This window comes from Sinorhizobium sp. BJ1, from assembly GCF_002531555.1.
Classification (GTDB): domain Bacteria; phylum Pseudomonadota; class Alphaproteobacteria; order Rhizobiales; family Rhizobiaceae; genus Sinorhizobium; species Sinorhizobium fredii_B.
In genome coordinates this window covers 23682-42771 of record NZ_NWTH01000022.1, presented here as the reverse complement: position 1 = coordinate 42771, position 19090 = coordinate 23682, and the positions used below count along the sequence as shown (strand labels likewise).

General features: G+C 62.9%; 18 protein-coding genes. 8 read left to right on the top strand and 10 right to left on the bottom strand.

Features of this window, described 5'->3' with window-relative positions:
• Positions 1 to 59 precede the first annotated feature (59 nt).
• Entirely contained in the window at positions 60 to 470 is a 411-nt protein-coding gene (locus CO676_RS23740) for a DUF2000 domain-containing protein (RefSeq protein ID WP_097522879.1), read from the top strand.
• An 8-nt stretch (positions 471 to 478) separates the two neighbouring features.
• Positions 479 to 1075, top strand: a complete 597-nt coding sequence (locus CO676_RS23735; RefSeq protein WP_179875618.1) for a LysE family translocator — start codon at positions 479 to 481, stop codon at positions 1073 to 1075.
• Here the strand turns inward: CO676_RS23735 and CO676_RS23730 are convergent, their stop codons facing one another.
• A complete protein-coding gene (locus CO676_RS23730; protein ID WP_097522878.1) occupies positions 1076 to 1915 on the bottom strand; it encodes an AraC family transcriptional regulator in 840 nt (279 codons plus the stop codon).
• A 381-nt stretch (positions 1916 to 2296) separates the two neighbouring features.
• On the opposite strand from CO676_RS23730, the gene CO676_RS23725 reads away from it, so the two are divergent.
• Positions 2297 to 2653 carry an SPW repeat protein gene (locus CO676_RS23725; protein ID WP_014762924.1) on the top strand — a complete coding sequence of 119 codons (357 nt, stop codon included), beginning with the start codon at positions 2297 to 2299 and terminating at the stop codon, positions 2651 to 2653.
• 163 nt (positions 2654 to 2816) lie between these two features.
• Here CO676_RS23725 and CO676_RS23720 read toward each other — a convergent pair whose 3' ends face one another.
• The 6 genes from CO676_RS23720 to CO676_RS23695 all read right to left on the bottom strand — a co-directional run bounded on the left by CO676_RS23720 (position 2817) and on the right by CO676_RS23695 (position 9204).
• Positions 2817 to 3905, bottom strand: a complete 1089-nt coding sequence (locus CO676_RS23720) for a Gfo/Idh/MocA family oxidoreductase (protein WP_179875617.1) — start codon at positions 3903 to 3905, stop codon at positions 2817 to 2819.
• 11 nt (positions 3906 to 3916) lie between these two features.
• Complete coding sequence (locus CO676_RS23715) at positions 3917 to 4702, bottom strand: ThuA domain-containing protein (protein WP_097522876.1); 786 nt, start codon at positions 4700 to 4702, stop codon at positions 3917 to 3919.
• Between the two features lie 241 nt (positions 4703 to 4943).
• Positions 4944 to 5972, bottom strand: a complete 1029-nt coding sequence (locus CO676_RS23710; RefSeq protein WP_097522875.1) for an ABC transporter ATP-binding protein — start codon at positions 5970 to 5972, stop codon at positions 4944 to 4946.
• A 10-nt stretch (positions 5973 to 5982) separates the two neighbouring features.
• The gene (locus tag CO676_RS23705; RefSeq protein ID WP_014762928.1) at positions 5983 to 6813 is read right to left on the bottom strand and encodes a carbohydrate ABC transporter permease; all 831 of its coding nucleotides are present in this window, start codon (positions 6811 to 6813) and stop codon (positions 5983 to 5985) included.
• Positions 6813 to 7799 carry a sugar ABC transporter permease gene (locus tag CO676_RS23700; protein WP_097522874.1) on the bottom strand — a complete coding sequence of 329 codons (987 nt, stop codon included), beginning with the start codon at positions 7797 to 7799 and terminating at the stop codon, positions 6813 to 6815. Before CO676_RS23700 ends, CO676_RS23705 begins: the two co-directional genes overlap by 1 nt.
• A 142-nt stretch (positions 7800 to 7941) precedes the next feature.
• Positions 7942 to 9204, bottom strand: coding sequence for an ABC transporter substrate-binding protein (locus CO676_RS23695; protein WP_097522873.1), 1263 nt, complete (start codon positions 9202 to 9204; stop codon positions 7942 to 7944).
• A 379-nt stretch (positions 9205 to 9583) separates the two neighbouring features.
• Between CO676_RS23695 and CO676_RS23690 the strand changes: the two genes are divergently transcribed.
• The 3 genes from CO676_RS23690 (at position 9584) to CO676_RS23680 (ending at position 13219) form a co-directional block, all read left to right on the top strand.
• Complete coding sequence (locus tag CO676_RS23690) at positions 9584 to 10612, top strand: substrate-binding domain-containing protein (protein WP_014762931.1); 1029 nt, start codon at positions 9584 to 9586, stop codon at positions 10610 to 10612.
• An 11-nt stretch (positions 10613 to 10623) separates the two neighbouring features.
• The gene (locus tag CO676_RS23685) at positions 10624 to 11835 is read left to right on the top strand and encodes a TIGR03862 family flavoprotein (protein ID WP_097522935.1); all 1212 of its coding nucleotides are present in this window, start codon (positions 10624 to 10626) and stop codon (positions 11833 to 11835) included.
• 202 nt (positions 11836 to 12037) lie between these two features.
• Positions 12038 to 13219 (top strand): MFS transporter, encoded by a 1182-nt coding sequence (locus CO676_RS23680; protein ID WP_097522872.1) that lies wholly within the window; start codon positions 12038 to 12040, stop codon positions 13217 to 13219.
• A 78-nt stretch (positions 13220 to 13297) separates the two neighbouring features.
• On the opposite strand, the gene CO676_RS23675 is transcribed toward CO676_RS23680, so the two are convergent.
• The gene (locus tag CO676_RS23675; RefSeq protein WP_014762934.1) at positions 13298 to 13507 is read right to left on the bottom strand and encodes a dodecin; all 210 of its coding nucleotides are present in this window, start codon (positions 13505 to 13507) and stop codon (positions 13298 to 13300) included.
• Positions 13508 to 13738: 231 nt separating this feature from the next.
• Here CO676_RS23675 and pepT point away from each other — a divergent pair, with 231 nt between their 5' ends.
• Positions 13739 to 14971 (top strand): peptidase T, encoded by a 1233-nt coding sequence (gene pepT / locus CO676_RS23670; protein WP_097522871.1) that lies wholly within the window; start codon positions 13739 to 13741, stop codon positions 14969 to 14971.
• A 200-nt stretch (positions 14972 to 15171) separates the two neighbouring features.
• Here pepT and CO676_RS23665 read toward each other — a convergent pair whose 3' ends face one another.
• Positions 15172 to 15660 (bottom strand): RidA family protein, encoded by a 489-nt coding sequence (locus tag CO676_RS23665; protein ID WP_097522870.1) that lies wholly within the window; start codon positions 15658 to 15660, stop codon positions 15172 to 15174.
• Between the two features lie 190 nt (positions 15661 to 15850).
• On the opposite strand from CO676_RS23665, the gene CO676_RS23660 reads away from it, so the two are divergent.
• On the top strand, positions 15851 to 16546 hold the full coding sequence (locus tag CO676_RS23660; protein WP_097522869.1) for a TetR/AcrR family transcriptional regulator C-terminal domain-containing protein: 696 nt from the start codon (positions 15851 to 15853) through the stop codon (positions 16544 to 16546).
• 200 nt (positions 16547 to 16746) lie between these two features.
• On the opposite strand, the gene CO676_RS23655 is transcribed toward CO676_RS23660, so the two are convergent.
• The gene (locus tag CO676_RS23655; RefSeq protein ID WP_097522868.1) at positions 16747 to 18708 is read right to left on the bottom strand and encodes an elongation factor G; all 1962 of its coding nucleotides are present in this window, start codon (positions 18706 to 18708) and stop codon (positions 16747 to 16749) included.
• Positions 18709 to 19090: the final 382 nt, after the last annotated feature.

Sequence of the window (19090 nt, the reverse complement as noted above, 5' to 3'; positions counted from 1 at the left end):
TAACCACGGTTGGCTTTGTCATACCTTCCAGGCGACTGGGACCACGCTTGAGGAAGACCGTGACACGCTGCGCATTCATCATCGACCACACTTTGCCGCGGGGCCTGATCGCCAACACCGCCGCCATATTGGCCATGACTCTCGGCAAGGAGCGGCCGGATCTGATCGGCCATGCCGTCCACGATGCCGACGGTAACTGTCATCAAGGGATCACCACCATCGTCATGCCCATCCTGATGTTTAACGCCGACGGCTTGATGGAACTGAGGCGGCGGGCGGCATCGCAGGAAACATCGGGATTGGCTGTGATCGACGTGACCGAGACGGCGCAGCGCGCCAAGAGCTATCAGGCCTATGAGCACGGCATCGGCGAAATGCGGCATGATCACCTGCGCTATCTCGGCCTTTGCCTTCACGGTCCCGAGAAGCTGGTCCGCTCGCTGACCGGCGACCTGCCGCTGATGAAATAGAGGCACCCATGTCGCTGGCACACTATCTTTCGATGGGCTCCTTCGCGCTTGCCGCCTCCATCTCGCCGGGACCGGTCAACATCGTCGCCCTGACCACCGGCCTTCGCCATGGCTTTCGGGCCAGCGTGGGCCACGTGACCGGCGCGACGGTCGGCTTCACAGCGCTTTTGCTGCTGAGTGGGCTCGGTCTTGCCGAACTGCTGTTGCAATGGCCGGGCGTGACAAGGATCATCGGCGCGGCCGGCGTGGCCTTCCTAATCTATCTCGCCTGGAACCTCTGGAGGGACGACGGACGCATTTCGGACGGCAAGGTGCGGCGGCCGCCCTCGCTTCTCTCCGGTGCCGTGCAGCAATGGCTCAATCCGAAAGCCTGGATCGCCGCGATCGCCGGCATGGGAGCCTTCGGCATGGGCGGTGGAACGGCCCGGATTTGGCTGTTTTCGGCGCTCTACTTCGTCGTCTGCTACGCCTCGATCGCCGCCTGGGCCTATGCCGGGGCGCGCCTGCGCCATTACCTCGACGATGCAGGGCGAATGCGCGCCTTCAATCGGGCGATGGCGGCGCTCGTCGCGCTCAGCGCCCTCTACCTCGCCTTCGAGAGCTGATCATCGCCGCGCGTCGGCGGTCGGATGCGCGCTCCGCAGCCGCGCATATTGGCGCGGTGTCGCCGCCACATGCTGCTTGAAGACCCGCTGGAAATGGGCCTGGTCGGCAAAGCCGGCGGAGAGCGCAACATCGACGACGGATCGGCCACGACGCAGTTCGCTCTGCCCGAACTGGATGCGGCGGTTGAGCTGGTAAGCATGCGGCGTCATGCCGTAGCGCGACCTAAAGGCCCGCACCAGATAGGACGGCGACAGGCCCGAGACGTCGGCGATCTCGCTGAGCCGCAGGCGGCGCGTGCAGTGCTCGGTGATGAAGGCGGCAGCACGATCTAGGCGGGGCGCCGCCAGCGCCCATCGCTCCTCGATCCTCTCGAGACGGTTTTCGAGTTCGCCGAAGAAGGCCGCCGCCGCGCATTCCTTGGCGAGCACCTCGATTTCCGCGTCGAACAGCACGTCGAACAATCGGTTGAGGCTGCGATAGAGGTGAGGATCGGTGCTCACCACGGCAGCATAAGGGGTGAAGTCTGCCGCCTGCTGCATCTCCGTCAGCCAGGAAACGTCCACATAGAGCATGCGATAGCCCCAGGGCACGTTTCGAAGCGGGTTGCAGGCATGCGCCTCTTCGGGGTTCATCAGAACGACCGTGCCGGCCGCCACGTCGTGCCGATGGCGCCCGTTGCGGTAGTTGCTGCGGCCATGTGTGACCGCGCCGATCGAAAAGGTCCGGTGACTGTGGAGACCATAACAGACGTCGCGCCCGTCGGCGACCTGGCGCGCCTCCAGAAAGGGGAGCGCCGGATCGCGCCAGAATATGTGGGCGTCGACGGGCCGGGGAGCCATGTGCCTCGCACTGCGAAATTGGGACTGGGCACACCGTCATAGGCCAGTTCGCCACCACAGACAAATGGCCCCGGGCCGGCTTATTTCCAACGGGAAGGAAGGCATCAACAGAGTTCCGGCAGGCAGGAAAGCGTATTGCCGATGCCGAAACAACCCTCGCACGACGGGCGTTTCGGCGGCCCCGCACGGTCATGCGCAGCGGGAATAACCTGCAAAATCCGCATATTGCGGGAGTCCTTGAATCGAAACCGATTTAAGGATAAAATTACCCCAGCAATTCAAGGCGTTACGGCAACCGTGCGATCCCAAACGACCGGAGCTGGAACGTGTGTTGCACGCGAGTGGTAACGCTTTGATCAAGCTTCATACGTGGAGGTTGTCATGCCCAACACCCTTATGGCAGGAAGAAGAAGTCAGGATTGGGCCAATCTGGTCCTGGCCGTCTGCCTGTTCCTCTCTCCCTGGGTCATCGGCTTCGCATCTGATACGACGCCGACCTGGAACGCTTGGATCGCCGCAATCGTGCTCGGCGCCCTTGCGGTCGCGACCCTTTCGGCCTTCGCCGAATGGGAGGAATGGGCCAATATGGTGATCGGTCTGTGGTTGATCGTTTCTCCCTGGATCCTCGGCTTCATGGCGAATGCGAACGCGATGTGGACTCACGTCATTCTCGGCGTGCTCGTCGCCGCAATCGCCGCCTGGGCGCTCTGGGATTATCGTCATCACCTGCATGCCTAGACTTAACGGCTTCGGGTCGAGCCGGAGCCGCTAAGTCACAGCACTGGGATCGAGCGGCCCACGAGAAACGACGACCGCTCGAACATGTCGCGCGTTCGCTATGAACGCTGTGCCGACTATCTCCCGCTTTTCGGGAATGCCGGAAAGCGGGAGCAGCTTTGAGTTATCCTCCGACGACGAGCCGCCCGTCCGCGACCCACTCCATATCCGCGACCCCGAGTTCCCGCCGCTCACGCTCTGTTTCGATCGCGAGATCGAGGACCTTCTGCAGGTCGGCGGCATGGCGGAAGCCGGGCTCGGTCACCTGCCCGGCCTGAACCGCGGCGACGAAGCGCTCGTAATTGGTCGGCACCGTGCCCGCATCGACCTCGCGCCAGATGGCCTTTTCGACGTCGGGCCCAAGGCACGCCCGCAGGCTAGAGCCATCCGGCGTGTGGATCACCTCCAGCGCACCCTTGTCGCCATGCAGCCTCAGCCTCAGCTCGTTAAGATGGCCGGTTGCCCAGCGACTCGCATGAATGACGCCCATGGCACCGCTGTCGAACTCCACCGTCATGGCGAAACTGTCATTGGCATCGAGGTCGTATTCGCCGATCCGGTTACCGGGCACCTTGTCGAAGGCCTTCAGCCGCGCGAACACACGCTCGACCGAAATGCCGGCCCCATAGCCGGCAAAATCAAGAATATGAATGCCGACATCGCCGAGCACGCCGTTCGAACCGTGCCTGGTCGAAAGCCGCCACAGCCACTTGGACTCGCTCGCCCAGTCGCCCCAGGCCTTCGACACCAGCCAGCTCTGCAGATAGGAGGCTTCCAGATGCCTGACCTCGCCGATGGCGCCGGAGAGTACCAGTTCGCGCGCCTTCTGAAGCGGCGCCACATTGCGGTAGGTGAGGTTGACCATGGCGATGAGACCGGAGCGCTCGGCCGCCGCGGCCATTTCAGCGGCCTTTTCATAGTTCTCCGCCAGCGGCTTCTCGCAGAGCACGTGCTTGCCGGCGGCAATCAGAGCAAGCGTCGTCGGATGGTGCGCCTTGTCGGGGGTGACGTTGGTCGCAGCATCGAATTGCCCCCAGGCGATCGCCTCCTCGAGCGACGTGAAGGTATGCTCGATGCCGTGCTGCTCGGCAAAGGCCTTGGCGCGGTTCGGGTCGACATCGACGGCGCCGATCATTTCGACGCCGTCTATCTTGGCGAAGGCGTTGGCATGGCTGTTTGCCATGCCGCCGGTTCCGAGTATCAGCAGACGCATCGGCACGCTCCTCATCTGTAGCCCGCTTCGCCGGCGCGGTGCAGTTTCGGGCCGCGCTCGACGATCGGCTCCAGCGCCTTTTCCACCGGCACGTTCGGCGCCTCGTGGATCGCCTTGTAGGACCCTTGCGGGTTATGCGCCCATTTCACCGAATTGCGCAGCACATGCTGCACCGTTTCATCGTGATAGGTCGGATAGGTCTCGTGGCCGGGACGGAAATAGAAGATGTTGCCGGCACCGCGCCGCCAGGTCAGCCCGGAGCGGAACACCTCGCCGCCGGCAAACCAGGAGATGAACACCGTCTCCAGCGGCTCCGGCACGGAGAATTGTTCGCCATACATCTCCTCGTGCTCGATGACGAAATTGTCGCCGAGGCCTTCGGCAATCGGATGGCGCGGGTTGACGACCCAGACGCGCTCGCGTTCGCCCGCCTCGCGCCATTTGAGTGCGCAGGGCGTGCCCATCAGCCGCTTAAAGACCTTGGAGAAATGGCCGGAATGCAGCACGATCAGTCCCATGCCTTCCCAGACCCGCTTGGCGACCCGCTCGACGATCCTGTCGTCGACGGCGCCATGATCCTTGTGGCCCCACCACAAAAGCACATCGGCCGAAGCCAGCCGCTCCTCGCTCAGCCCGTGCTCCGGCTCCTGCAGCGTCGCCGTCGTTGCCTTGATCGCCGGATCGGTGTTCAGCGCCGCGGCGATCGTGTTGTGCATGCCGTCCGGATAGATTTCCCGCACGACGGCATTCGTCTGCTCGTGGATGTTCTCACCCCATACGATGGTGTTGATAGACAAGGTCGTTCTCCTGCTGATTGGGGCATCCGCCGCGGGTGCCCGCTGTCCGTGAATTGAGTCTGTCGACCGGGGTCGGGCTGGGATTTCGCCCTACGGGGTCTAACGTCTGGCATTTGGAAATGATCCGAAATCGATGCGATCTACAGCGCCATGCGTCTTCTCAGACGCACAAAGGTCGCTGTAGCACTTTGAATGCTGCATGTTTTATCCTTAAATCGGCGACGATTTTAGGAAGCATGCATTACGCGGCACCTCGCAGAATGTGGCGTCCTATCGACCGCCCCGCCGCATCGAAGCGGTGGATCTGGCCGGCCTCCGGAGCGATCCGCACCGTCTCGCCCGGCTGATGCCGGGACGTGCCGGTCTCCCGGACGATTACCGGTTCGCCGGCGCCGATGTCGAGGTAGATGTAGCTGTCGGATCCGAGCATCTCGGAGTGGACGACGGTTCCGGCCCATTGCCCGTCCTCGCCGGCGATCTCCAGATGTTCCGCCCGGATGCCGATCGTCTCGGCTTCGTGGAGCGCGGCGAAAGGCCCCGAGAGGAAGTTCATCTTCGGCGAACCGATGAAGCCGGCGACAAACACCGAGTTCGGATTTTCGTAAAGCTCGAGCGGCGTGCCGATCTGTTCGACGCGCCCGTCTCTCAGCACGCAGATGCGATCGGCGAGCGTCATCGCCTCGACCTGATCATGGGTGACATAGATCATCGTCGTCTTGTGCATGCTGCGATGAAGCTTGGCGATCTCAATGCGGGTGGCGACGCGCAGCGCCGCATCAAGATTGGAAAGCGGCTCGTCGAACAGAAAGACTTTGGGATCGCGGACGATCGCGCGTCCGATTGCGACGCGCTGCCGCTGGCCACCCGAGAGCTGACGCGGCAGCCGCTCAAGATAAGGGGTGAGTTGCAGCATCTCCGCCGCCGCCTCCACGCGCTTGCGGCACTGCTCCTTGTCCTTGCCGGCGAGCTGCATCCCGAAGGCCATGTTCTCGAAGACCGTCATGTGCGGGTAAAGCGCATAGGACTGAAAGACCATGGCGATACCACGTTTCGACGGGACGAGATGGTTGACGACCTCACCATCGAAGGCGAGCGTGCCGGAGGTGATCTCCTCGAGGCCGGCAATCAGCCTCAAAAGAGTGGACTTCCCGCAACCGGAAGGGCCGACGAAAACCATGAATTCGCCCGCCCGGATATCCATGCTGACGCCCTTGATGACGTCGTAGGCGCCGAACGACTTGCGAATGTCGCGCAATTGCAGCTCTGCCATCTCTTAACTCCTAACCTTTGACGCCGCCGGCCGTCAGGCCGGAAATGATCCGCCGCTGAAAGATGAGCACGAGCACCACCAGTGGCACCGTGACGATCACCGATGCGGCCATGATGTTGCCCCAGGGGATTTCGAAGTTGCTGCTGCCTGAAAGGAGCGCGATCGCCACCGGCACCGTGCGCTGCACGTCCGACGAGGTGAAGGTGAGCGCGAACAGGAATTCGTTCCAGGCGGCAATGAAGGCGAGCAGGCCGGTCGTGACCAGGGCCGGCCACATCAGCGGCATGAACACCCGCGTGATGATCACCCAGGGCGAGGCGCCGTCGACGATCGCCGCTTCCTCGATCTCCACCGGCAGGTCGCGCATGAAGGTTGTCAGCACCCAGACCGTAAACGGCAACGTGAAGATCATGTAGGAAAAGATCAGCGCCAGCGGCGTGTTGAAGATCCCGATCCCGCGTATCAGCTCGAAGAGACCGGCAAGAACGGCGATCTGCGGAAACATCGACACCGACAGGATGGTCAGCAGCAGCAGCGACCGGCCGCGGAAGCGCACCCGTCCGAGCGCATAGGCGGCGGTGACCGCGAGCAGCAGCGAGATGGCGACGACCAACGTCGCCACGAGCAGCGAATTTCCGAGATTCCGCAGGAAGCTGCCGCTCGAGACGACGTTCGTGTAATTGGCCAGCGACAGTTCGCTTGGCCAATAGTCGACGCGGAAGAGGGCGGTGCCGGATTTGAGGCTCGTCAGGACCGCGTAGTAGAAGGGAAAGACCGCGATGACGATGATCGTCGCGACAAGCAGGTAGAAAGCGGTGCGTTTCGCGAGTGTCGCAGCCATCAGCGTTCTCCTCCGTCGAAGTTGACGCGCCCGAACCACATGTAGAGGACGGTGATCGAGGCGATGATCAGGAACAGCATGGTCGAGGCGGCCGCGCCGTAGGCGAACTTGTCGAAATCGAAAAGGTTCTCGCGGGCCAGCACCGACATCGTCTTCGTCTGCGCATTGTTGGGGGTGAGTACGTAGATGAGGTCGAAGATGCGCAGCGCGTCGAGCATCCGGAAGATCACCGCGACCATCAGTGCCGGCCGGATGAGCGGCAAGGTCACCCGCCAGAACACCCGGAGCGGATGGACCCCGTCTATCCTGGCGGCCTCATAGATGTCGATCGGCACCATCTGCAGGCCGGCGAGGATCAAGAGCGCCATGAACGGCGTCGTCTTCCAGACGTCGACGATGAGCACGGCGATCATCGCCGTATCGGGACTGGCGGTCCAGGCGATCTTCTGGCTGATCAGGCCGAGCCCGAGGAATATCTCGTTCAAAATGCCGAACTGATCGTTGAGCATCCATGCCCACATCTTTGCCGAAACGATCGTCGGGATCGCCCACGGAATGAGGATTGCCGCCCGCACCAGGCCGCGCCCGGAAAAATGGGCATTCAGCACCAGGGCGACGACGAGCCCCAGCGCCGTCTCGATGCTGACGGAGATCACGGTGAATTTCAGCGTGTTCCAGACGGCGTTCCACCAGGCCGGGTCGGCGAGCAGGCCCTTGTAGATGGTGCGGCCGCTCTTCAACGTGATCCAGGAAAGATAGTTTTGAAAGCCGACGAAATCGGCGCCGGCGAGGTTCGTCAGCGACGCATTGGTGAAGCTGAAATAGATGGTCCGGACGAGCGGCCAGCCTGCGACGAGCGCCAGCACCAGCAGGGTCGGTGCCAGGAACACCCAGGCGGAGCGGACGCGCTGGACCTTGAGGTCCGAATTGATATGGCTCGGATGCGCAAGCGCGGCCGGTGGGTCCGCGACGGTGAGATCGGTCATAAGGTTGGCTCCCCATTGCCGTTCGGCTTTCGCCGCTAGGTTTCAGGGGGGATGGCGGCCGGAGTGGGCCGCCATCCCCGGCGACGGCTGCAAGGCGGGGAGAGAGGTACAAAGTTTTACAGGCTTCCCCGCCCGGGGAGGTTTACCAGCTGTCGCCTTTGAGCTCGGTCAGCTCGACTTCCAGCAGTTCGAGGTTGTCGGCAGCGGTGCCGTCGCCGGAGAGCGTGTTATGGACGGCGCTCCAGAGTTTCGAGGAGACTTCGTTATACTTGACCTTCGTGACGGCCGACGGGCGCGGCACGGCACTTTGGAAGATCGCTTTCCAGTTCGGCATGAAGGGGTGGGTGGCGGCAATTTCCGCGTCGTCGTAAAGGGCGGCAACCGTCGGCAATTGCGACAGTTGCAGGGCACGCGCTTTCTGCACTTCCTTGGACGAGAGGAACTTTACGAGCTCGATAGCCGCTTCCTGCTCATCGGAGTATTTCGACACCGCGAGGTTCCAGCCGCCGAGCGTCGAGGACGGCCTTTCGCCGTCGGTCGCGGTCGGCAGCGGCATCACGTCGAATTTTCCCTTGACGGCGCTGTCGTCACCGTTCCCGAGCGCATAGGCATAGGGCCAGTTGCGCATGAAGACGGCATTGCCGGTCTGCCAGACGCCGCGCGATTCCTCCTCCTGATAGGCAAGCACGCCCTCGGGCGCGATCGTGCCGATCCAGCCCTTGGCCCGCTCGATGGCCGCAGCCGCCTTTTCGTTGTTGACGGAGATCGTCCCGTCGGCCTCGACGATTTGCCCGCCACCGGAGGACTTGATCCATTCCAGCGCGTTGCAGGTCAGCCCCTCATAGGCATTGCCCTGGAAGACATAGCCCCAGAGATCGGTCTTCCCGTCGGCCCGCTCCTTTTCCTGGATCTCCTTGGCGGTCGCCGTCAATTCGTCCCAGGTCTTGGGCGGCGTCTTGCCGTATTTCTCCAGCAAGTCCTTGCGGTAGTAGAGCGCCGGCGCATCGGTGAAGATTGGCAGCGCCACCAGCTTGCCGTTGACGGTCTGTGACTGGATGATCGACGGGAAGTGATCGCCGACCACGTCTTTGGCGGCCTCGGTGAGGTCGACGAACTGGTTGTCGAGCTGCGGCGCCCAGATAACGTCCGTCTGGTAGACGTCGACGTCCTTGTTTCCAGCCGCCAGCCACAGCCGGTATTGGCTGAATTGCTCGCTGCTCGACGGCGGCATGGTGACGAGACTGACCTTGTGGCCGGTCTTTTTCTCGAAGGCGTCGAGCTGTTCGCGCATGAAATGCACGTTCTTGCCGGTGGTGTTGGCGGCAAGCGCTAGCTCCGCAGCGACGGCAAGGTCGGCGGCGCCCAGAGCGGCGCAGAGAGTCAAGGTTCTCAGAAGCAGTGTCATGATCGATGGCTCCTCCAAATCCCCCAACCGCTCGAAAGCTCCTCAGCAAATTCGAAAACGGTTTGGCTGGAAAAAAGTGTCAGAAGCGCGAAATGATGTCAATATACTGCCGGACGCCAGTTTGCAGGTACGAATTCAGGCGGTTAAATGTCACAAATTCAGGAGCTTATCCTGTTTACAACCTTGTTTCGCGTTCGTTTGACTCAAAGCTCACGATGCGTGTACGCCTCATAAAATTTAAAGCGATTTGGCTGAGGTGACCGCGCAAGATAGACTCTGCTTCTCGCCAGATGCGGCAACCGGGCGATCGGTTGTCCCTTGCGGCAAAGGCGTATATTCCTCATCGAGGCAACCGGGGTTAAGGGAATAGTTAGGCCGCATGAAGCTCAAGGAGTTCGCCCGCCAATTGGGTCTTTCGCCGACAACGGTCAGCCGTGCGCTGAGCGGCTATCCGGAGGTGAGCGAAAAGACCCGCAAACGGGTGGCGGAAGAGGCCGTCCGGCTCGGCTATCGGCCCAACATCAATGCGGTGCGGCTGGTGACCGGGCGCGCCGGTGCGATCGGCGTCATCATGGGCCGCACCGGCGAGTTTCACTTCGCCGAATTCATGAGCGGCATGGCCGAGCGCCTGGACGGCGAGGACATCGACATCCTCGTCAGCCCGACGACGGATCGCGACTCCACCGACGAGATTTCGCTCTACAGCAGGCTCGTCACCAGCGGCCGGGTCGATGCGGTGATCGTCCATTCGCCGAAGCCGACCGACGAGCGCATCGCCTTTCTTCACGAGCTCGGCTTTCCATTTCTGGTCCACGGCCGTTCCGAGACTGACGTGCCGCATGCCTGGATCGACATCGACAACGAGAGCGCCGTCCGGCGCGCCACGTCCCATCTGCTCGACCTCGGCCACAAGCGCGTTGCGATGATCAACGGCCGCCACGGGCGGACCTTCTCGCTGCATCGTGACAAGGGTTACCGCAATGCGCTGCAGGAGCGCGGTATTCCCTTCGATCCACGCCTTGTCGCCCATGACCACTTCACCGACGAGCTCGGTTTTCGCTATGCCCGGTCGTTTCTCGAACAATCGCCGCGGCCGACCGCCTTCGTTGCCGGCTCGATGATGACGGCGCTCGGGATCTATCGCGCGGTGCGTTCCCGCGGGCTCGTCGTCGGACGCGACATTTCGGTGATCGCCCATGACGACGTGTTCCCCTATCTGACGGCCGACAACATGGTCCCGTCGCTTTCGGCGACCCGCTCCTCGATGCGGGCGGCCGGGGCACGATCGGCGGATCTCGTGCTGCAACTGTTGGGCGGACGGTCGGCCGAGGAGATCCACGAGCTCTGGCCCGTCGAACTCATCCTGCGCGAGTCGACCGGCCCGGCGCCAGCGGAAGCACAGTCTTGAGCGAGCAAGTCATCGCACGCAAAGAGGTCGCGATCATCGGCGGCGGACCGGCCGGCCTGATGGCGGCCGAGACTCTGGCGGAGCTCGGCAATGCGGTGACGATCTACGAGGCGATGCCGACAGCCGCGCGCAAGTTACTGCTTGCTGGCAAGTCCGGGCTCAACATCACGCATTCCGAGAGCTATCAGCGCTTCGCGATGCGCTTCGGCCACGCGTCCGATCGCCTCCGCCCTGCCCTCGACGCCTTCACGCCCGACGACATACAAACCTGGGCGGCCGGGCTCGGCACAGAAACCTTCGTCGGCTCCTCCGGCCGCGTCTTTCCGAAGGCGATGAAGGCCTCGCCGCTGCTGCGGGCCTGGCTGCGCCGGCTGGAGGCCAAGCGCGTCAGGCTCCTCACCCGCCACCGCTGGATCGGCTTTGCGGAGGACGGCTATCTGTTCGAGACGCCGGAGGGACGGAAGACCGTCCACTGCAACGCCGCGCTGCTGGCACTTGGCGGCGCAAGCTGGCCGCGGCTCGGCTCCGACGCCGCCTGGGTGCCTTGGCTGGCCGCCAAGGGAGTAGAAGTCCACCCGTTTCGCCCCGCCAATTGCGGCTTCGACGTCGCCTGGAGCGAGGCATTCGTGGGGCGCTTCGCCGGCGAACCCTTGAAATCCGTCGCCGCCACGTCCGGGGCCGGCGCTCTTCCGGGCGAATTCGTGGTGAGCCGCCACGGGATCGAAGGCAGCCTCGTCTACGCCCATGCGGCGGCCCTGCGCGACCAGCTGGAGCGGGACGGCAAGGCCGCGCTTACGCTCGATCTCGCGCCGGGTCGAAGCTTGGACCGCCTGACGCGGGATCTGGCGCGCCAGGATGGAAAGGCGAGCTTTGCCAATCGCCTCAGGAAGGGTGCCGGCCTCGAAGGCGTCAAAGCGGCGCTGTTACGCGAGCTCGTGCCGGCGGTATCGAAGGCCGATCCAGAAAAGCTGGCAGTCACCATAAAGGCCTTGCCCATCCCGCTGCTGCGGCCGCGATCAATCGTCGAGGCGATCTCGTCGGCCGGCGGCATCGGCTTTGATCAGATCGACGCTCACTTCATGCTGAAGGCGCTCCCCGGCCTCTTCGTCGCTGGCGAGATGCTCGACTGGGAAGCGCCAACCGGCGGTTACCTGCTGACCGCCTGCATTGCGACGGGCCGTGCCGCGGCGCGCGGCATCGAGGCCTGGCTGGCTCGCGACTAATCGGGCTTTGCGACAAACCTGTCCGTGAGCGGAACGCTCATTCGATCTACATTCATGAACTGAATTCACAGGCGTTTCAACAAGGCAGCGGCTTATCGCGGCGGCGCGGCGCTAGCATATTGCACTGCGAAAAACCAACCGTCGTCAACGCCTCTTCAAGCCTCCGCTCGCACTCCGAACGGCGGGCGGAAACGGATTTGCCATGCCTCTCGCTATCTTCGCCCTGACGATCGCCGCTTACGCGATCGGCACCACTGAATTCGTCATCGTCGGTCTGTTGCCGACGGTCGCGACCGACCTCGACATTACCCTGCCGCTCGCCGGCCTTATCGTCAGCGTTTATGCGCTCGGCGTCACCTTCGGCGCCCCCATTCTTACCGCGCTCACTAGCAGGATCGAGCGCAAGCCGCTACTGCTCGGTCTGATGGCGCTCTTCATCGTCGGCAATACGGGGGCTGCACTTTCGCCGAGCTATGAAATGCTGCTCGTCGCCCGCGTGTTCTCGGCCTTCGCCCACGGTGTGTTCTTCTCGGTCGGCTCGACCATTGCCGCCGATCTCGTTCCGGAAAACCGCCGCGCCTCGGCGATCGCCATGATGTTCATGGGGCTGACTGTCGCAATCGTCACCGGCGTGCCGATCGGCACCCATATCGGCCAGATCTTCGGTTGGCGCACGACCTTCTGGGCCGTTGCGGCGCTCGGCGTGATCGCCTTTGCCGGCATCGCGGCGCTCCTGCCGAAGTCGCTCTCCAGGGCTACCCCGGCAAGCCTTGTCGACCAGCTCCGCGTGCTTTCCTCCGGCCGCCTGCTGATCGTCTTCGCGATGACCGCGCTCGGCTATGGCGGCACCTTCGTCGCCTTTACCTACCTCGCGCCGATCCTTCAGGAAATCACCGGCTTTTCGCCCGAAAGCGTCAGCCTGATCCTGGTTCTCTACGGCGTCGCCATCGCCATCGGCAATATCTCCGGCGGGCGGATCGCCAACACCAATCCGGTGAAGGCGCTTATCGGCCTCTTCCTCCTCCAGGCGCTGGTACTCTTCGCCTTCTCCTTCACGGCGGCTTCCCCGGTGCCGACGCTCGTGACACTGGCCGCGCTCGGCTTCCTCTCCTTCGCCAATGTTCCAGGGCTGCAGCTCTATGTCGTCCAGCTTGCCAAGGAGCATCGACCCGGCACCATCGATGTCGCCTCGGCGCTCAACATCGCCGCCTTCAACCTCGGCATCGCGCTCGGTGCCTGGCTCGGCGGCAAGGTGGTGGACTCCGCCCTCGGTCTCGCTGCGACGCCCTGGGTCGGCGCCGTCCTCGTGTCCCTCGCACTGCTCTTGACCCTCTGGAGCGGTGCACTGGATCGGCGCTCCACCGGCGCATTGCAGGCCGCCTGATCCTTGTTCATCAGGCTTCCAGCGGCCCGGTGCATGACGCGCCGGGCCGTTCTTGTATACTTCCCCTCTGCGCGCCGATCAGTCGTCGATCCGGAACCCGACCTTCATGACCACCTGATAGTGGGCCACCTTGCCATTGACGATCTGCCCGCGAATCTGGTCGACCTCGAACCAGTCGAGGTTACGCATCGTTTTCGAAGCCCGCGAAATCGCCGTTTCGATGGCTTCGTTAACCGAGTTCGGAGAACTTCCGATCAGTTCAACTTTCTTATAGACGTGCCCGCTCACCGTATCCTCCTCAAAAGGTTTCCGATCTGGCATCCTTGGCATCTAGGTCGACAGCAGCATACGTCGCCGCTGACGAGCCGATCATGCCTCCGTTGCGTCCCCGCCGCCAGCGAAAGCTCGAAATTGCGGTCGACCGCGCCGGCAAAACGCATCGGCAGGGCGAAAATCAATTCACCGCGGCACCGGCGCAGGCTATAGCGGGTTTCATTCGATGCCGCTCTGGAGCTCGCCTTGACTGATACCGTCACCGACCGTTTCTTGCGCTACGTCGTCATCGACACCCAGTCGGACCCCACGTCACCGACGCAGCCCTCCACCGAAAAGCAGAAGACTCTCGGCCGTTTGCTGGTCGAGGAGTTGCTGGCGATCGGCCTTGCCGACGCCCATCTCGACGAGCACGGCTACGTCTATGCGACCATTCCGTCGAACGTCGACAAGCCGGTGCCGGTGATCTGCTTCTGCTCGCATATGGACACGGCGCCCGACTTCACCGGCACCAACGTCAAGCCGCAGATCGTCCGCAACTACGCGGGCGGCGACATCCGGCTTGCGGGCGATCCGGCGCAGGTGATCCGCGTCAGCGACAATCCGGCGCTCGCCGACCAGATCGGCAACGACATCATCACGACCGACGGCACGACGCTGCTCGGCGCCGACGACAAGGCCGGTCTCGCCGAGATCGTCGCGGCCGCCCAGCGCCTCGTCGACAATCCCGACATCCGGCACGGAACGATCAAGATCCTCTTTACGCCCGACGAGGAGATCGGCCGCGGCGTCGACAAGGCGGACCTGGAAAAGCTCGGCGCGGCCTTCGCCTACACGGTCGACGGCGAGACGGCCGGCCATATCGAGGACGAGACCTTCTCGGCCGACAGCGTCGATATCACCATCCACGGCGTCGCCATCCATCCAGGCTTCGCCAAGGGCAAGATGGAAAACGCCATCAAGATCGGCGCGGCGATCGTCGATCGGCTGCCGAAGGACATGGCGCCGGAGACGACGGACGGCCGCGAGGGCTTCGTCCATCCGACCGGCCTGACCGGTTCGATGGAGAAGGCCACCTTGAGCTTCATCGTCCGCGATTTCGAAGAGGAGGGCCTCGCCGCCAAGGAGCAGATGCTCGATCACCTGGCGAGAAGTGTCATGAAGGACTATCCCGGCTCCAGCTACAGCTTCGAGATCAAGGAGCAATACCGCAACATGAAGGCGATCCTCGACCGCCATCCGGAGATCGTCGAGAATGCCGTCGAGGCGATCCGCCGCGCCGGCATGACGCCGGTTCGTGGCAGCATCCGCGGCGGCACCGACGGGTCGCGGCTGTCCTTCATGGGCCTGCCCTCCGCCAACCTCTTTGCCGGCGGCCACGCCTTCCACTCGCCGCTTGAATGGATCAGCCAGCAGGACATGGAGAGAGCGGTGGAGACGATCGTCGAACTGGCGAAGGTCTGGGCGGAGCGGCGTTAGGACGCTCGCTTGTCCACAAGGGCGCATGAGTTCTTTTGGCCAGACGTGGGTGGTGACCCGAAGTTCTCAGCCAAAGTGCCGAAGAGTTGCATCGCGGACCGAGCGGACATCGCTTGCATGTTGGCCCGACGACATTCGCCATATGTACCCATCGGTACCCGTTCTCACAGTTGACAATCGCGCCTGATCCATCGCCGCCACTATTCCAGAATGACGACGGCTTCGACCTCGAAGAGCATGGGGTCAATTGCAAGCTTGGGGACAGGGATCAGAGTCTGCGCCGGCAGTGCCTCGCCGAACATTTCCTTGACGTTCTTGGTCAACACCTCAAGCTTGGACATATCGTGATCGACCACGAAGACCGTGAGCTTGGCGACCTGATCCGGCCTTGCACCGAGCGCATCGAGGGCGGTGCGCAGATTTGCGTAGGCCTGCTTCACCTGGACAGCGAAGTCGGGCGACAAGGCTCCAGTGCTGTCTTGGCCGCCCTGTCCGGAGATGTAGGCTAGCCGGGCTTCGCGGGGCACAATCACCGCCGTGCTGTAGCCATTCGGCGTCGGATCATAGAGGTTTCGTGGATTGACGATGGTCAGCTTGAGATCATTCTCATTCGCTGTCGTCGCATTGGGAACTCCCATGGTCATGATGATTAGCCCTCCGATAAGCAGATGCTTGATTGCGCGTGACATGATTTTCTCTTGGCGCTGAGGACAAAACGTGCCCCCGCGGTGCAGGATTGAACTTTAACCCATCGCCCATATGATTTACTCGTACAGCGTACGATTCAATCGCATCGTACGCTGTACGAGTCAAGCGCTCAGGATCGACATTCGTCGCATCGTCGGCTTAAATCGACGTTCTGATCAGCAAGGAAGACGGATGGCAGCCAAACGCAGCGGCGCTCAGAGCAAACGGTCTCAGCGGATAGGTGTGTCACTCCGGTCCGCGCAGGAGCCACGCAGTGAACCGCCTCTCTCACTGGAACGGATCGTGGCGACCGCGGTAGAACTGCTGGACGCCCAGGGAGTCGACGGATTGAAGATGCGTCGGCTGGCAGATCGCCTCGGCTCGGGCGCAATGAGCCTTTATTGGCACGTCGACAACAAAGAGGAGGTCTTTGATCTGGCCCTCGACTCGGTCCTCGAATATCGCGGACCGCCGCAAATAGTTGAGTCTCAAGACTGGCGCCGGGAAGTCATTCATATGCTCGAAGACTGGCGCGCCAGCATGCTGCGCCATCCTTGGTCGGCATCGCTGTTGCCGCGCCGGGCGCTCGGCCCGAATATGCTTAGTCGCCTAGAGATGCTGAGCAAGACCTTGTCCAGAGCCGGTGTAGCGGACGCGGATTTGAACGTCACGATATGGTCGCTCTGGAACTATGTGATAGGCGCTACCGTCACCCGGGCGAGCTTCGACCTCTCGGACGACGACAGGGCCGCCGCGCAGCAGCGCCTCACACGCCTCAGCGAACACTACCCGACAATCGAACGCTCTCGTCTGCTGCTGGATAACGATTGGGACGGCGCTTTCAGGAAAGGCCTCGACTTCCTGCTTGATGGCCTCGCTCCGAGATAATGAACATTCGGCATCCCCTGGACGAGACGGTGCCGGATTGCCTCGGCATGCTGCCTACTACATGTTTCCTTCAATCGGAGCCATTCCAAAACATGCAGCAATTCAAAGTGCTACAGCGACCTGCGCGTCTGACAAGACGCGCTGCGCTGTAGTGGTGTTGGTGATCGCGGCTACTGCGCGTCCTCTCCTCCCCTCGCCTCTCAATGCTCGTTCACATGTGTGCCATGCGCATGGATGATCGCCTGCGCCTCCTTCCCGTAGAGCTCTTCGAAATGATCGAAGCTCTTGGCAAAATAGCCGATGCCCTGCGTTGCCGATCGCAACGATCGGGCCAGTTCTTCGAACGCGCTGCCGGGGATGAGGGCACGGAAGATGTCCCATCCCTTCGCCGCCTCGTCGCGGTCGAAGCCGAGCACCTGGCCCTTGAGGGTCGAGACGACCGGCACGAGCGCGCCGGAATAGATCGACGGCACATGGATCTCCACCCGAAAGATTGGCTGCAGCAGCACGGCGGCGGCTTGCGACAGCGCCTGCCGCACCCCGAGCTTTCCAGCCGTCCGAAAGGCATATTCCGAACTGTCGACGGAATGGTGCTGACCGTCGGTCAAAATTACGCCGACGTCGATCGCCTTGAAGCCGAGCGAGCCCTTGTCCATCGCCTCGCGGGCGCCGGCTTCGACTGCCGGGATGAAGTTTCGCGGCACTGCACCGCCCTTGACGGTTTCGGCGAAGGAGAACCCCTCACCGCGGCCATTCGGATGGACGCTCAGCTTGACGTCCGCGAACTGGCCGGCCCCGCCGGTCTGCTTGCGGTGGCGGTAATGCACCTCCGCCGACTTCGAGATCGTCTCCCGATAGACCGGGCTCGGCGGCCGCTCGCTGACCTGCACATGGAAGACATCGGAAAGCGTCCGGCAGATGTCGCGCAGGTGCACCGGCCCTTGGACGCTGACCAGCTGCGCACCGGTGCCCTCCTCCTGCATGACGGTCAGGCCGCGATCTGTCTCGGCGAGTTTCGCCAGCGTTTCGGAGAGCTTGTTCTCATCGCGTTCGCTTTCCGGCACCAGTATCCGCTCGAGGATCGGCGTGGGCGGCGCCGTCCACGCTGGCGGGGCCACAGTCGCATGGGGCGTCAGCAGGGCCGGAACGGTGAGGTGATCCGATTTTACCGCCGCGAAAATCTGGCCGGCGACGGTGATGCCGCTTGCCATCGCCCGGCCGCTTGCCGGGTCGTGGAGCGCGCCGAGGCCGGCGCCGCCGAGCACCGCCCCCTGCTTGACGCCGTTCTGCAGCGCCCGGGCGACGACTGTCTTACCGACACTCTGCCGGTGGTAGGCGTGGAAGCTGACAGCCGTGAGTGTCGCTTCGTCGATGCCGGCGGCTGCGGCCAGGCGCTTGCGCAGCGCATCGGCGCGCGGCGCTTCGTGGCGTAACGCCTTCATCAGTCGCATGATGCCGTTGCTGTGGCTTGCCGCGCCGAGCAGCACCGGGATGATCCTGTTCTCGTTGAGCACCCGGGTCGAGATCGCGTAGATCGTGTCGCTCGCCGGCTCGCGGTCTTCGATCAATTCCTCGAGCAGCCAGTCGTCGAACTCGGAAAGATGCTCCAATAATTCGGTGCGCGCCTCGTGTTCACGCTCGATCGTGCTTTCGGGTATCTCGAAAAGCGACGATGTCTGGCCTTCGCGATAGCGCCAGGCGCGCTCCGAAATGAGGTCGCAGCTGCCGATGATCTTGTCGCCGTCGCGGATCGGTATTTGGCGCAGAACCAGCGGACGGGTGCAATAGTCCTGCAGCGCCGCGACGACGTCGCGCAACCGGCCGCGCGGCTCATCCATGCGGTTGACGAAGAGGATGCAGGGCGTACCCGAGGCCTCGATCGCCCGCAGATAGGGAGCGGCGAGCACCGCCTCGTCGACGACGGGCGAAACGCAGAGAACGCAGGCGTCGCTCGCCAGCAATGCATCCTGCGTATGGGCAAGCGCCTCGTTGTTGCCCGGCACGTCGAGAGCACACCAGGCCTCGCCGCCAAAATCGAATTCAGTGACACATAAACCGTACGGGGAAACTGACTTTTTCGGCTCGCCTTCCAGCGAGCCCAACCTTTCCACGAGCGTGGATTTTCCGATCTGCGAAGGACCGAGTACAGTAAAGCAGCGCATCCGCGTTCCTCCCTCTGCCAGGATGACACTTCTATGAAGATAGGATGCCCCTCTCGAAGGCAAAGTGCCAGAGATTGCTGTTTTTTCTTGGCGAGGCGGTTGAAAGCGGAAGGACGAGCCGGATGCGCTATGAATGCTGCTTTGCAGCAAGATGGGCGCCGAGCCTCAGCGCCAAGGTGACGGCCGGAAGCGTCGAGGCCGAACGGCCCAGCGCCGACGATGCACACATCGGCAGATCCGCAGCTGCGCCGCTCGCAATCATGCCTGCCCCCTTCCAGAGCACATCGCCCTGCCGCAAATTAGCCGAGCATAAGCGCAAGCGAGCCGCGGCGCGTTCATGCTTTGACGGATGCGATCTGAAAATGGAGGGTTACTCGAGGCC

Excerpts from the sequence above, each read along its gene's own strand:
- CO676_RS23735 (WP_179875618.1), top strand. The coding sequence starts at position 479 with ATGTCGCTGGCACACTATCTTTCGATGGGCTCCTTCGCGCTTGCCGCC.
- CO676_RS23695 (WP_097522873.1), bottom strand. The coding sequence starts at position 9,204 with ATGACACTGCTTCTGAGAACCTTGACTCTCTGCGCCGCTCTGGGCGCC.
- CO676_RS23725 (WP_014762924.1), top strand. The coding sequence starts at position 2,297 with ATGCCCAACACCCTTATGGCAGGAAGAAGAAGTCAGGATTGGGCCAAT.
- CO676_RS23710 (WP_097522875.1), bottom strand. The coding sequence starts at position 5,972 with ATGGCAGAGCTGCAATTGCGCGACATTCGCAAGTCGTTCGGCGCCTAC.
- CO676_RS23680 (WP_097522872.1), top strand. The coding sequence starts at position 12,038 with ATGCCTCTCGCTATCTTCGCCCTGACGATCGCCGCTTACGCGATCGGC.
- CO676_RS23660 (WP_097522869.1), top strand. The coding sequence starts at position 15,851 with ATGGCAGCCAAACGCAGCGGCGCTCAGAGCAAACGGTCTCAGCGGATA.
- CO676_RS23655 (WP_097522868.1), bottom strand. The coding sequence starts at position 18,708 with ATGCGCTGCTTTACTGTACTCGGTCCTTCGCAGATCGGAAAATCCACG.
- CO676_RS23720 (WP_179875617.1), bottom strand. The coding sequence starts at position 3,905 with ATGCGTCTGCTGATACTCGGAACCGGCGGCATGGCAAACAGCCATGCC.
- CO676_RS23705 (WP_014762928.1), bottom strand. The coding sequence starts at position 6,813 with ATGGCTGCGACACTCGCGAAACGCACCGCTTTCTACCTGCTTGTCGCG.
- CO676_RS23730 (WP_097522878.1), bottom strand. The coding sequence starts at position 1,915 with ATGGCTCCCCGGCCCGTCGACGCCCACATATTCTGGCGCGATCCGGCG.
- CO676_RS23700 (WP_097522874.1), bottom strand. The coding sequence starts at position 7,799 with ATGACCGATCTCACCGTCGCGGACCCACCGGCCGCGCTTGCGCATCCG.
- CO676_RS23690 (WP_014762931.1), top strand. The coding sequence starts at position 9,584 with ATGAAGCTCAAGGAGTTCGCCCGCCAATTGGGTCTTTCGCCGACAACG.
- CO676_RS23665 (WP_097522870.1), bottom strand. The coding sequence starts at position 15,660 with ATGTCACGCGCAATCAAGCATCTGCTTATCGGAGGGCTAATCATCATG.